13 protein-coding genes are annotated in these 12,019 nt (G+C 62.9%); 4 read left to right on the plus strand and 9 right to left on the minus strand.

What is annotated here, in order from left to right; translation table 11 throughout:
• Positions 1-12 precede the first annotated feature (12 nt).
• Complete coding sequence (locus VM94_RS16530; protein ID WP_046684377.1) at positions 13-477, minus strand: FKBP-type peptidyl-prolyl cis-trans isomerase; 465 nt, start codon at positions 475-477, stop codon at positions 13-15.
• 95 nt (positions 478-572) lie between these two features.
• On the opposite strand from VM94_RS16530, the gene thpR reads away from it, so the two are divergent.
• On the plus strand, positions 573-1,091 hold the full coding sequence (gene thpR / locus VM94_RS16535) for an RNA 2',3'-cyclic phosphodiesterase (protein ID WP_046684378.1): 519 nt from the start codon (positions 573-575) through the stop codon (positions 1,089-1,091).
• On the opposite strand, the gene tcdA is transcribed toward thpR, so the two are convergent.
• Entirely contained in the window at positions 1,088-1,945 is an 858-nt protein-coding gene (tcdA, locus tag VM94_RS16540; protein ID WP_046684379.1) for a tRNA cyclic N6-threonylcarbamoyladenosine(37) synthase TcdA, read from the minus strand. The two genes, thpR and tcdA, sit on opposite strands and share 4 nt — an antisense overlap.
• A gap of 113 nt (positions 1,946-2,058) precedes the next feature.
• Here tcdA and pdxH point away from each other — a divergent pair, with 113 nt between their 5' ends.
• Entirely contained in the window at positions 2,059-3,258 is a 1,200-nt protein-coding gene (gene pdxH / locus VM94_RS27835; protein WP_082127747.1) for a pyridoxamine 5'-phosphate oxidase, read from the plus strand.
• Between the two features lie 127 nt (positions 3,259-3,385).
• Positions 3,386-4,621, plus strand: coding sequence for an SAM-dependent methyltransferase (locus VM94_RS16550; protein ID WP_046684654.1), 1,236 nt, complete (start codon positions 3,386-3,388; stop codon positions 4,619-4,621).
• An 18-nt stretch (positions 4,622-4,639) separates the two neighbouring features.
• On the opposite strand, the gene msrA is transcribed toward VM94_RS16550, so the two are convergent.
• Positions 4,640-5,173: a peptide-methionine (S)-S-oxide reductase MsrA gene (msrA, locus tag VM94_RS16555; protein ID WP_046684655.1), complete on the minus strand. Its 534-nt coding sequence runs from the start codon at positions 5,171-5,173 to the stop codon at positions 4,640-4,642.
• Positions 5,174-5,350: 177 nt separating this feature from the next.
• Between msrA and VM94_RS16560 the strand changes: the two genes are divergently transcribed.
• The gene (locus VM94_RS16560; protein ID WP_034746143.1) at positions 5,351-5,857 is read left to right on the plus strand and encodes a flavin reductase family protein; all 507 of its coding nucleotides are present in this window, start codon (positions 5,351-5,353) and stop codon (positions 5,855-5,857) included.
• A 38-nt stretch (positions 5,858-5,895) separates the two neighbouring features.
• On the opposite strand, the gene VM94_RS16565 is transcribed toward VM94_RS16560, so the two are convergent.
• The 6 genes from VM94_RS16565 to VM94_RS16590 all read right to left on the minus strand — a co-directional run bounded on the left by VM94_RS16565 (position 5,896) and on the right by VM94_RS16590 (position 11,928).
• Complete coding sequence (locus tag VM94_RS16565; RefSeq protein ID WP_046684380.1) at positions 5,896-6,582, minus strand: OmpW/AlkL family protein; 687 nt, start codon at positions 6,580-6,582, stop codon at positions 5,896-5,898.
• 98 nt (positions 6,583-6,680) lie between these two features.
• A complete protein-coding gene (locus tag VM94_RS16570; protein ID WP_046684381.1) occupies positions 6,681-8,066 on the minus strand; it encodes an SGNH/GDSL hydrolase family protein in 1,386 nt (461 codons plus the stop codon).
• 241 nt (positions 8,067-8,307) lie between these two features.
• Positions 8,308-9,327, minus strand: a complete 1,020-nt coding sequence (locus tag VM94_RS16575; RefSeq protein WP_046684382.1) for an L-threonylcarbamoyladenylate synthase — start codon at positions 9,325-9,327, stop codon at positions 8,308-8,310.
• Positions 9,324-10,520, minus strand: a complete 1,197-nt coding sequence (locus tag VM94_RS16580) for a 5-(carboxyamino)imidazole ribonucleotide synthase (protein ID WP_046684383.1) — start codon at positions 10,518-10,520, stop codon at positions 9,324-9,326. The genes VM94_RS16575 and VM94_RS16580 overlap by 4 nt, the downstream gene beginning before the upstream one ends.
• Positions 10,521-10,535: 15 nt before the next feature.
• Positions 10,536-11,033, minus strand: coding sequence for a 5-(carboxyamino)imidazole ribonucleotide mutase (gene purE / locus VM94_RS16585; protein ID WP_046684384.1), 498 nt, complete (start codon positions 11,031-11,033; stop codon positions 10,536-10,538).
• A gap of 1 nt (position 11,034) precedes the next feature.
• On the minus strand, positions 11,035-11,928 hold the full coding sequence (locus tag VM94_RS16590) for a phosphoribosylaminoimidazolesuccinocarboxamide synthase (RefSeq protein WP_046684385.1): 894 nt from the start codon (positions 11,926-11,928) through the stop codon (positions 11,035-11,037).
• Positions 11,929-12,019: the final 91 nt, after the last annotated feature.

Raw genomic sequence — 12,019 nt, forward strand, 5'->3', positions numbered from 1 at the left:
CAAACTGAACAATTACTTAACGTCCAGCAGTTCCACGTCGAAGATCAGTGCCGAGTTCGGTGGAATGTCGCCATTGCCGGCACCGCGCGGGCCATAAGCCAGTTCGCCTGGAATGATCAGGGTGCGCTTGCCGCCCACTTTCATGCCGGCCACGCCCTGGTCCCAGCCCTTGATGACCATGCCCTTGCCGAGCGGGAAGTCAAACGGGCCACGACCGACGGAGCTGTCGAACTTCTTGCCGCGCGAATCTTTTGCCAGCGGACGGTACAGCCAGCCCGTGTAGTGCACGGTGACGTTATTGCCAGCGGACGCTTCCTTGCCCGTGCCGACCTTGTTGTCGATGATGATCAATTTATCGGCGACAGGGCCGGGGCTCAGCGAGACGGCGGAGGCGGGAACAGGCGCTGGCGCCTGTGCCTGCGCCAGCGACGCGGCGACGGAGCAGATCAGGGCAAACAAAACGGAGCTACGCGTCATGATGTATTCTTTCAGTGAGTTTCGGTGAGATCCCTGCCAGTGCAAGTGGGCAGGGAACGCCAATAATAGCAAACCGCCGCAACGATAGGAAAAACTTGTCGCCCGATACACACTGCCCCCGCCTGTTTTACGCGCTGTGGCCCGATGCGGCCACGCGCGCGGCCCTGGCCGCCTGGCAGGCGCGCTTGCAAGGCAAACCCGTGCGCGCCGACAAGCTGCACCTGACCCTGGCCTTCCTGGGCCAGCGCCCGGCCAGCGAGCTGCCAGCCCTGCTCGACATCCTGGCGCAATTGCCGGCGCATCCCATGCCCTTGCGGTTCGATCACGCCAGCCACTTTGCGAAGCTGATGCTGGCCTGGGCCGCCCTGGCGCAACCGTCGCCAGCCCTGCTGGATTTGCGCGCGGCCTGCATGCATAAGCTGGCGGAACAGGGACTGGCGCCCCGCTTCGAGCACGACCGTTTTACGCCGCACATCACCCTGGCGCGCCAGGCGCCGCCGCCGGCCATCGGGGACTTCGCGCCCATCGCCTGGCAGGCGGACGAGCTGGTGCTGGTGGAGTCGCTCAAGAGCAGCGGCGACTACCGCATCCTGGCCAGCAGGAAATTAAGCTAGGCGGCGTCCGGCATCGACACGGCTACCTCGGCCAATTTGTCCTGGCGCAAGCTTTTCAGCGCATGCGCTGCCGCCACCATGCCGAAGCTGGCCGTCACCACCACGCTGGAACCAAAACCGGCGCAGTTCAGGCCCGTGACGCCGGCGGGCGCGCTGCCCTCGATGGCGCACGCTTCCGCGCTCTCGGGCGTGCTCAACGGCTCCATGGAAAACACGGCGTCGACATTGAATTTGTTTTTCACGCCACGGGGGAAACCATATTCGGTACGCAACAGTTTTCGCACCCGCTTGAGCAGCGGTTCCTGTTCCGTCTTCGACAGGTCGCGCACGGCGATCAAGGTCGGATCCGTCTGCCCGCCCGCGCTACCGATGGTCAGCATGGGAATATTTCGCGCACGGCAATACGCGATCACGGCCGCTTTCGCCTTGGCATTGTCGATGGCGTCGACGAGGTAGTCGAAATCGCGCCCGCCCAGCAACTGCTCCAGATTCTCCGGGGTAATAAAATCCTCGATCTGCGTGACCTGGCAAAACGGATTGATCAGCTCGATGCGTTCGGCCAGGGCCGTGATCTTGGCTTGGCCGATGGTGTCGCTCATGGCCTGGATCTGGCGGTTGATGTTCGATTCGGCAACGTTATCGAGGTCGATCAGGGTCAGGCGACCGATGGCGCTACGCGCCAGCGCTTCGACGATCCAGGAACCGACGCCGCCCACGCCGATCACACACACATGGGCGGCACGGAAGCGGGCCAAAGCCGGCGCACCGTACAGGCGGGCAATGCCGCCAAAACGCCGCTCAAAATCGATCTCGGTCAAGTCCATGGAAATTAGTTCATTGGTGGAGGTATGCATGACGCCATTTTAACGGACACTGCGCTGACGGATATTCTAAAATAGCTGAATTGACACAGCGACAAGCAGCGTTTGTCGCCACGCCCCCACACCGCCCATCACGAGAACTCGCCATGACCGCTCCCCTGTTCGACTCCGTTCCCGGCTTTGACCAGCCCATCGCCGTGCTCAAGCATTGCCACGACAAGATCCGCAAGCAGTTGACGACCCTGCAAAACCTGCTGGGCCACCTGGCGCAGCACGGCAACACGGCGGACGCGCAGCAAGCGGCCAAGGCGGTATTGCAATATTTCAATAAAGCCGCCCATCTGCACCATGACGATGAAGAGCAGGACTTGATGCCGATGCTGCAAGCGACGGCCACGGGCGACGATGCGGCATTGCTGGCGACGCTGGTGCCGGAAATCCTGGCCGACCACCAGCGCATGGACCAGGCCTGGCTGGCCCTGCGCCCGGAACTGGATGCCATCGCGGCCGGCACGGGCACGCAGCTGTCCACCGATGGCGTGCACGACTATGTCGCCGCCTACCAGGCCCACATGAGCAAAGAAGAGGGCCAGCTGGCGCCCATGGCCAAGCGCCTGTTCAGCGCACAGCAGATGGAGCAGCTGGGCACGGCCATGCAGCGCCGCCGCGGCATCGCGCCAGAGGCTCCCCAGGTGCCTGATCCGGCCGCCGTGCTGGCCGCCATGCGCACCGATTACGTGCAATCGAGCCTGAGCGAGACGGACGTGCTGACCGATCCCATCGCCCAATTTCAAAAGTGGTTTGCCGAAGCCGTCAAAGCCCAGGTGATGGAGCCCAACGCCATGAGCCTGGCGACCGTCAGTCCCGACGGCAAGCCCAGCTCGCGCATCGTGCTGATCAAGCAGTTCGACGAGCGGGGCTTTACCTGGTACACGAATTATCACAGCGACAAGGGCCAGCAGCTGGAACACAATCCCCACGCGGCCCTGCTGTTCTTCTGGGGCGAGCTGGAGCGGCAAGTGCGCATCGAGGGCACGGTGGTAAAAACCACGGCTGCCGAAAGCGACGAGTATTTCAATGTACGCCCCGTGCAAAGCCGCTTGTCGGCGATTGCCTCGCAGCAAAGCGCCCCCATCGCCGACCGTGCCGCGCTGGAAAGCAATTACGCGGCCGTGGCCGCCGCCGTCGGCGACGCGCAGCCGCCCCGTCCGGCCCACTGGGGCGGCTACCGCTTGCAACCGGAGCGCATCGAATTCTGGCAGGGACGCCGTTCGCGCTTCCACGACCGCATCGTGTTTACGCGCGGTGCTGACGGGCAATGGAGCATGCAACGCTTGCAACCGTAGGCAGGACAGCCAAGGCGGCGCAAAGCAAGCTGGTCAATATCGGTGTAGGCTATGAGGGTAGAAGTTACTAAATAACATTGTTTCTCAATTTGCGGCCCCGGCTGGGGCTGCTTCATTGGAGGCCATTTTGTTTGTACAAAACCAACTCAAGTCCTGGATCGCCAGCATCCGCAGCAAGACCGCCTTGCCGCTACGCATAGAATTGTGGAACGGCCAGCACGTCGACCTGTCCAGCGAAACGCCCAGAGTCACCATCCGCCTGCCGACCGTCGCCTCGGCCCGCTATCTGCTGAACCCCTCGCTGGCCAACCTGGGCTCGGCTTATGTGGAAGGCAATATCGAGGTCAAGGGCACGGCGATGGACATGATTTCCATTTGCAATGCCCTGGCGCGCAATACCTTGAAGCCGGAAGGCAAGCTGGCCCGCATCGTGCGCAGCTTTACGCACGACAAGAGCAAGGATGCCGAAGCCATCCGCTACCACTACGACGTGTCGAACGCGTTCTATGAACAGTTTCTCGACCCCGCGCTCGTGTATTCCTGCGCTTATTTCGAACAGGGCGACGAAACCCTGGCGCAGGCGCAAGTCAAGAAGATCGACCACATCCTGAAGAAAATCCAGCTCCAGCCGGGCCAGACCCTGCTCGACATCGGCTGCGGCTGGGGCGCGCTCGTCATGCGTGCCGCCCAGCAATATGGCGCCCGCTGCGTGGGCGTGACCCTGTCGGAAAACCAGTACGCGCTGGCGCGCGAGCGCGTGGCGGCGGCCGGCCTGGCGCACCTGATCGACATCCGCCTGCAAGACTACCGCGACGTGACGGGCCAGTTCGACCGCATCACCAGCGTGGGCATGTTCGAGCACGTGGGCTTGAAACACTTGCCCGACTACTTTTCCATCATCAACAAGCTGCTGGCGCCGGACGGCATGGCGATGAACCACGGCATCACCTCGACCGACCCGGACAATGGCGAGACGCCATACGGCGGCGGCGAATTCATCGAAAAATATGTGTTTCCGCACGGCGAGCTGGCGCACATCGGCAATGTCCTGAAAACCATGCAGCAGGGGGGACTGGAAGTGCTGGACGTGGAAAATCTGCGGCGCCACTATGCGCGCACCTGCGCCCTGTGGACGGAAAATTTCGAAGCCCATGCCGAGCAGATCCGTCCGCTGGCGGGCGAACGGCGCTTCCGTATCTGGCACGTCTACCTGGCTGGCTGCGCCTATGCCTTCGAGCAAGATTTGATCAGCCTGTACCAGATCGTCTGCGTGAAGGCGGGCCGGCGTTCTTCCGCCCTGCCTTGGTCGCGCAACTATATGTATACGCAGGATGCCAGGCCGGCGCCCGTGCTGGCGAGCTGAAAGACGCGCGCGGAGCGCTTACTTCAAGCGCCCCGCGTACATGGCGCGGAATTTCTCCACCTTGGGCGCGACGACCAAAGCGCAATAGCCCTGCAAGGGATGCTGCTCGACATAATTCTGGTGGTAATCCTCGGCCGGATAAAAGGCCGATGCCGGCGCCAACTGCGTGACGATGGGCGCATCCCACACGCCGGCCATCTCGGCCAGCACCTTGCGCGCCACCTTTTCCTGCCCGGCCGACTGGTAATGGATGACGGAGCGAAATTGCGTGCCGACATCGTTGCCCTGCCGGTTCACGGTGGTGGGATCGTGCAGGGTAAAAAAGATTTCCAGCAAGTCGTGGTAAGCGATGACGGCGGGATCGAATTCCAGGCGCACCACTTCCGCGTGGCCCGTCTCGCCCGTGCATACCTGTTCATACGTGGGGTTGGGCACGCTGCCGCCCGTGTAGCCGGCCTCGACACGCGTCACGCCGCGCACTTCCCCGTATACGACGACCAGGCACCAGAAACAGCCACCGCCGAATACCGCCACTTCCGTCTGTTGATGCATGATGTCCTCCTGCAACGCCTCTGCGACGTATCATTTCATTACTGTAACGCAAAGCGCCATGGCCTGCAGTGCCGCTTGAAACGGCGCGTGGTGCACCGCACATAAGGGGCATGCCGGCCACGATTGCGCTGGCGCGGCCGATTTTTGGCATAATGTCAGCAAATAGACAGGTCACCCATGAACACACGCTCTCCCCGCGCGCCAGCGCAAGAATTCGACACGGCACATTTCCGTCAGGCACTGTCACAGTTTGCCACCGGCGTGACGGTCATTACGACGCGCCTGGCCGACGGCAGTTTCCGCGGCTTGACGGCCAGTTCCTTCAATTCCGTCTCGCTGTCGCCGCCTCTGGTGCTGTGGAGCCTCGGTTCCGTGGCGAACAGCATGCCCATCTTCAGCGGCAATTCGCATTACGTCATCAACGTGCTGGGCGCCGAGCAGGCGGAACTGGCTACGCGCTTTTCACGCCGCACGCCGAACCCGTTCGACGACGTCGAATACGAACTGTCGCGCACGGGCCAGCCCATCCTGAAAGGCGCGTCGGCCTGGTTCGAATGCCACAACCGCAGCCGCTATCCAGAAGGCGACCACGTCATTTTCGTGGGCGAAGTGGAACAATGCGCGTTTGCCGCGCAGCCGCCCTTGATCTTCCACAATGGAAAGTTCAATACACCGCCAGCCTGAGCGGGACAAAAAAAATCCGCCGAGGCGGATTTTTTGTTTTACAGCGTAAATTTGTATCCAATGCTGACACTCACGGCAATCGGGTCGAGCTTGATGTCCTGCGTCTGCCCCGTCGAGAATTTCGCCTTGGTTTTCAGGAAGGTCTTGACCACGGCCACGTCGGCAAACCAGCGCTCGTTGAACGCCAGGCTGCTGCCGACCACCAGGCTGCCCGCCAGTTTGTTGTCCAGGCGGTAAGTGACAGGCGATCCACCCGGATCCAGCAAGGCCGTCATCTGGCCCGAACCCTTTTCCTTCTGGAAATAAGCATACGTCAAGCCCGCGCCAACATAAGGGCGGATCATCGCATTGGGCTGGAAGAAACGGTACTGGATGAAGGCCGTCGGCGGCAAGGCTTCCGCCGTCCCCAGCTTGCCCGTGCCCTTGATGGCACCAGCGCCGATCAAGTCATGCTTGTACGGCACGCCGAGGATCATTTCAGCGGAAATATTGTCCGTGATCATGTAGGCAAAGGTCAGGATGGGCTTGGTATCGGCCTTGACATCCGCTTTCGTACCCGGCAGTGCTGGCGCGGAAATGTCGCCACTGTCGACGTGCGGCGTGATCTTGTTGAGGCCAGCCTTGGCCATCCAGGTGCCTGCGCTTTGCGCCGAAGCGCCCGTCGCCATGGCCATCGCGGCGGCGGCGGCCAGCACGCGTACAGCGGTATTCAAACGATTTTTCATCTTGTCTCCTGATCATTATGTGCGGATAGCCAGGCTATCCAGTCGTGTCGCTGCCAGCGCCAGCCACGCCCCGGGGACGCAGCTGGCGCGGCGATTCCTTACAGCCAGCCCCGCACGACCATGTCCTTGGCCACATAACGGGCCAGCAACAGGTTGTTGAACGGCGTAGGATGCACATCGTCGGCATACGAGTAGTGGCTGACGTCGCCCGCTTTCAGGTTCGAGCCATTGCAGACCAGCGAGCTGCCCAGAATATTGCCTGGCGCGCTCAAGTCGCACGCCGTCTCGCTGACGTTGGTCAAGCCATACGGGCCAGGGTTGGTACCCTGGTCATGGCTGACGGCAAACACGTCGACCAGCAAGACTTTCGCGTTGGCGCTCAGGCCGCCGCTCAGTTCGCCATTGAAGGCGCTGACCATGGCGTTGATGAGCGCCTTGGTATTGGCATCCTTGCTCAGGCCCGATGGCGTACCGGCCACGTCAGGCAGATTGTTGACGATGACATAGTTGGCGCCCTTGGCAATGATCTGGTCCTTGACCAGCGCCACCAGTTCGGTACCCGCCTGTTTCATGGCGGCAACCAGCGTCGGACCCTGGGCTGCCGCGTAGTCGGCACCGGCCTTGGCGCCGGCAGCGTTGCCCGTCACCGTCGCATCGGCTTGTGCCTTGGCGGCCAAAGCAGGGGCCAGGGTTGGGGCATTGGTATTGCCGGCAATCACGGCAGCTTGCACGGCGGCACCGACGATGGCCGCCGATGTGGCGCCCGGCACGGCGCTGGCCGTCTTGATGGCGGCGCCGATGGCTGCCGCTGCCGTGGCAGGGTTGGTGGCGCCAGCGGCCAGAGCCATGGCCAGGTTGGTGGCGAAAGCCTGGGCGCCAGCGGCCGCGCCAGCAGCCTGGCCAGCGGCAGTCGCGCCCGCTTGCAATGCGCCCAGCTGATACAGCACGTCATTGCCGCCAGCCATCACGAAAACGGCTTCCGTGCCGCTGAACTTGCCGCCGGAAACAGCCAGGTGGTTCGCAATCTGCGTCACCACGGGCACGGTCAGGGCGCCCAGCGCACTGCCCGTCGCCTTGTTGTTCGGGCCAACCGGATTGGTCACGCGCGAGCCGCCCATGGCGTAGCCGTAGCAGCCGGCATGCTTGACGCGCGGCACGGAAAGGCCTTGCGCCGCATTTCCCTCCAGGCCAGTCTCGGCGGCGCATGGCGCGGCCAGGCCGAATTGTGCGGCCAGGTGCTCGGTCCAGTTCTTGCCCGTCAGTTCAGGATTGATCTTGGTATTGTCGCCATTGATGGTGAACTTGCCGCCACCTTTCGCCTTCACCGTGCCGACGGCATACGAACCGACATCGGACAGGCTGTCGCCGAACGACACCTGCGCCGTGTATTTGACTTTCAAGGTTTGATCACCGCCACTGGCGCCGCCGCAGCCTGCCAGGACAGCCGCAGCCAGCACGGCCAGCGCGAATTTTGTTTGATGCATTTTGTCTCCTCGGTCTTTTTTCTGGTTTCTAAACGAACGGGCGTGCTATTCGCTACCCAACTAATATGCCATCGTTCCTCAGGCTTGTATAGAAAATATGTTTTAAAAATCAACGAAATAACAACACCGCCGGCGCCCTGTCATGGCCGGCCGATCTGCTGAATTATGGAGGATTTACTATGTTTCGTGGCAAGCATCGCTATTGCGCTGCATCAAGAAAAAGCCCCTTGCGGGGCTTTTTTCAGACGGACAGGAATTGCTGCAAGATACCACTTGAGCCGAACGCGGCACGCCGCAAACGGTCGTTGACGCCCAGCCACGCGGGGCCGGTCGGTGGGGCTTCGACGAGTATCAGCTCGGCGCCGACCTGGTCCATCGTGCGCAGCGAGGCATACAGCGCATGTGCGTAATTTTCCGGGTTCGCTGCCAGGCGCACGCTGGCGCTGGCCGGCGGCAGATCCGAGTAGTGGATCAGGGCCACGCGGCGCCCGTCATTAAGCAAACGGTTCAGGGTGGCGCTCACGTCGTCGCTGTGCTGCATCGCAACAGGCGTATGTGGCGCGTAATGCGATTCCAGGGTGCCCGAGGCACGCGGCGCGGCTGCATCGGCAACCGCCGGTGCGCGGCCAATGACGGCGGCGATCTGCTCGCTGCTGATATGACCAGGACGCAACAACACAGGACCGTGTGTGGCCAGGCGCGACAGGTCGACGATGGTCGACTCGATGCCCACGTCGCTCTGCCCGCCATCGAGCACCAGGCCCAGCAGGCCGCTGTCGAGTTCGGCCGCGAATTCATCGCGCACGTGCTGCGCCGTGGTGGGGCTGACATTGCCGAATTTGTTTGCCGACGGCGCCGCCAGGCCGCCCTTGCCGCCTTTAAAAGTGCGTAGCAAGGCGATAGCCACCGGGTGCGACGGGCAGCGCAGGCCCACCGTATCCTGGCCGCCGGAAACGGCGTCGGGGATATGCGCGGCGCGCTTGACGATCAGGGTCAGCGGACCGGGCCAGAAGGCGGCCACCAGTTGTTCGGCCTCGACAGGAATATCGCCGGACCAGTGCGCCAAGTCGGCGCCGGGCGCCACGTGCACGATCACGGGGTGGTCCGAGGGACGGCCCTTGGCCTCGTAGATGCGCGCCACGGCGGCCGGGTTTTCCGCATCGGCGCCCAGGCCGTACACGGTTTCCGTCGGGAAAGCGACGAGGCCGCCCGCTTCCAGCACGGCGGCCGCCGCCGCCAGGTCGTGTGCGGGCACGCTCACGGCGCGATTCCCAGGATCAGGCAAGCGTCGCGCAGGCGCTGCTGCGCCTGCGGCAACGTGGCGGCAATGAAGGTCAAATGACCCATCTTGCGGCCACGGCGCGGGTCGTCCTTGCCGTACAGATGCAGGCAAGCGCCCGGCAGCGCCAGCACCTGATCCCATGCCGGTTCAGTGACCACATCGCTGTCGTCGGCAAACCAGGCGTCGCCGAGGATATTGAGCATCACGGCCGGCGAATGCTGGCGCACGTCGCCCAGCGGCAAGCGCGCCATGGCCCGCACCTGCTGCGCGAACTGGCTGGTGACGCAGGCATCCATCGTGTAGTGGCCGCTGTTGTGCGGGCGCGGCGCCATTTCATTGACCACCAGGCTGCCATCTTCCAGCACGAAAAATTCGATGCACAGCACGCCGACATAGCCGAGTTCGGCGACCATGGCTTGCGCCGCCCGCTGCGCCCTGGCGGCGCAATCGTCGGACACGTTCGGGCCCGGCACGGTGGTGGTAAACAAGACGCCGTCGCGGTGCACGTTCTCGGCGATCGGATACACGACCGATTCGCCGTCCACGCCGCGCGCCGTCAGCACCGACACTTCATACGCCAGCGGCAGCATCTTTTCCAGCAGACAAGTTACTTCGCCCATTTCCGCAAACGCGGCGCGCACATCGTCGCGCGTGCGCACGCGGAACTGGCCCTTGCCGTCATAGCCCATGCGCACGGTTTTCAAGATACCCGGCAGCAAGTCGTCGCCGATGGCGTCGATGTCAAGCTGCGTGGCGATCACCATGTGCGGCGCCGGCAGCACACCCGACTTGGCCGCACAGTCGACAAAGAAACGCTTTTCCGCGATGCGGTCCTGCGCCACCGACACGCCATGGGCGTTCGGCGCCACGAACACGCGCTCGGCCAGGCGCGACAGGCTGTCGGCCGGCACGTTTTCAAATTCCGTGGTGACGGCCAGGCATTGCGCCGCCAGAGTGTCGAGTCCGGCTGCATCGCTGTAGCCGGCATTGATGAGGCGCTGCGCCACCTGTCCCGCAGGGCAGGCATCGGACGGTTCCAGTACGGCCACCTGATAGCCCATGCTCTGGGCCGCCTGGGCAAACATGCGGCCGAGCTGGCCGCCGCCCATCACGCCCAGCCACGCCGGTGGATTGGCGGCAGGCAGCAATGGGGAAGTCGATTTACTATTCATTATTTTTCAAACACATTATTCAGGCAAGACCATGGCCTTGGCGGCGGCCGTTTGCGTGGCGCGGAACGCTTCCAGGCGCTCGGCCAGGGCGTCGTCGTTGGCGGCCAGCATCGCCACCGCTGTCAGCGCAGCATTCGCCGCGCCCGCTTCGCCGATAGCGAAAGTGGCTACCGGCACGCCCTTGGGCATTTGCAGGATGGACAGCATGGAATCTTCGCCGCGCAAGTATTTCGATGGCACGGGCACGCCCAGCACGGGCACGATGGTCATCGCCGCCACCATGCCAGGCAGGTGGGCCGCGCCGCCGGCGCCGGCGATGATGGCGCGCAAGCCGCGCGCGCGCGCGCTTTTCGCGTACGCATACATCTCGTCGGGCATGCGGTGCGCGGAAATGACTTGCGCTTCGTACGGCACGCCAAACTGTTTCAGCATGGCGACCGCGTTCTGCATCACGTCCCAGTCCGAGGACGACCCCATGATGACGCCGACCAGCGGCTTGTTTTGCTCAGTCATCTCAGGCCTTCAGCTTCTCGCCCGTCAGGCGTTCGATGGCTTCGAAGTACTTGGCCTGGGTTTTTTCAATGACGTCGGCCGGCAACGCTGGCGCCGGTGCGGTCTTGCCCCAGGTCAGTGTTTCCAGGTAGTCGCGCACGAATTGCTTGTCGAACGACGGTGGCGAAATGCCAGGCTGGTAGGAATCGGCGGGCCAGAAGCGCGACGAATCGGCCGTCAGCACTTCATCCATCAGGTGCATGACGCCATTGTCGTCCAGGCCGAATTCGAATTTGGTGTCGGCGATGATGATGCCGCGCGTGGCCGCATATTCGGCGGCTGTCTTGTAGAGTTGAATGGCCACGTCGCGCATCTTGGCGGCCAGTTCCGCGCCGATGCGCTCTTCCATTTCGGCAAAACTGATGTTTTCGTCGTGTTCGCCCAGTTCGGCCTTGGCCGCCGGGGTGAAGATCGGTTCCGGCAGTTTTTCCGCCTGTTGCAGGCCGGCCGGCAGCGCGATGCCGCAGATGCTGCCCGTATCTTGGTAATCTTTCCAGCCCGAACCGATGATGTAGCCGCGCACGACTGCCTCGACCATGATCGGTTTCAAGCGCTTGGCCACGACGGCGCGGCCTTGTACCTGCTCCACTTCATCAGCTGCCACCACGGATTCCGGCGCCACGCCGGTCAGGTGGTTCGGCACGATATGGCCCAGTTTCTCGAACCAGAAGTCGCTCATCTGGTTGAGGACCTTGCCCTTGCCGGGGATAGGCTCGTTCATGACGACATCGAAGGCCGACAGGCGGTCCGTGGTGACGATCAGGATCTTGTCGTCGCCAACGGCGTAATTGTCGCGGACCTTGCCGTGGCCCAGCAATGGCAGGGAGTGGATGGAAGTCTGATAGAGGCTGTTCATAGCGGGGGAATAGTTGGATGAAACGAAACCGGCAGGCAAGGGGTGCCTGCCGGTCGAGAAAATCGGGCACGGAGGATTGCCTCCGGCCCGT

It is taken from the genome of Janthinobacterium sp. KBS0711, assembly GCF_000988085.1.
Classification (GTDB): Bacteria; Pseudomonadota; Gammaproteobacteria; order Burkholderiales; family Burkholderiaceae_D; genus Janthinobacterium; species Janthinobacterium lividum_E.

What these genes read in the sequence shown, in the direction of transcription:
- VM94_RS16570 (WP_046684381.1), bottom strand. Translation starts at nt 8,066, where the DNA reads ATGCATCAAACAAAATTCGCGCTGGCCGTGCTGGCTGCGGCTGTCCTG.
- VM94_RS16530 (WP_046684377.1), bottom strand. Translation starts at nt 477, where the DNA reads ATGACGCGTAGCTCCGTTTTGTTTGCCCTGATCTGCTCCGTCGCCGCG.
- pdxH (WP_082127747.1), top strand. Translation starts at nt 2,059, where the DNA reads ATGACCGCTCCCCTGTTCGACTCCGTTCCCGGCTTTGACCAGCCCATC.
- VM94_RS16565 (WP_046684380.1), bottom strand. Translation starts at nt 6,582, where the DNA reads ATGAAAAATCGTTTGAATACCGCTGTACGCGTGCTGGCCGCCGCCGCC.
- tcdA (WP_046684379.1), bottom strand. Translation starts at nt 1,945, where the DNA reads ATGCATACCTCCACCAATGAACTAATTTCCATGGACTTGACCGAGATC.
- VM94_RS16590 (WP_046684385.1), bottom strand. Translation starts at nt 11,928, where the DNA reads ATGAACAGCCTCTATCAGACTTCCATCCACTCCCTGCCATTGCTGGGC.
- msrA (WP_046684655.1), bottom strand. Translation starts at nt 5,173, where the DNA reads ATGCATCAACAGACGGAAGTGGCGGTATTCGGCGGTGGCTGTTTCTGG.
- VM94_RS16560 (WP_034746143.1), top strand. Translation starts at nt 5,351, where the DNA reads ATGAACACACGCTCTCCCCGCGCGCCAGCGCAAGAATTCGACACGGCA.
- VM94_RS16580 (WP_046684383.1), bottom strand. Translation starts at nt 10,520, where the DNA reads ATGAATAGTAAATCGACTTCCCCATTGCTGCCTGCCGCCAATCCACCG.
- purE (WP_046684384.1), bottom strand. Translation starts at nt 11,033, where the DNA reads ATGACTGAGCAAAACAAGCCGCTGGTCGGCGTCATCATGGGGTCGTCC.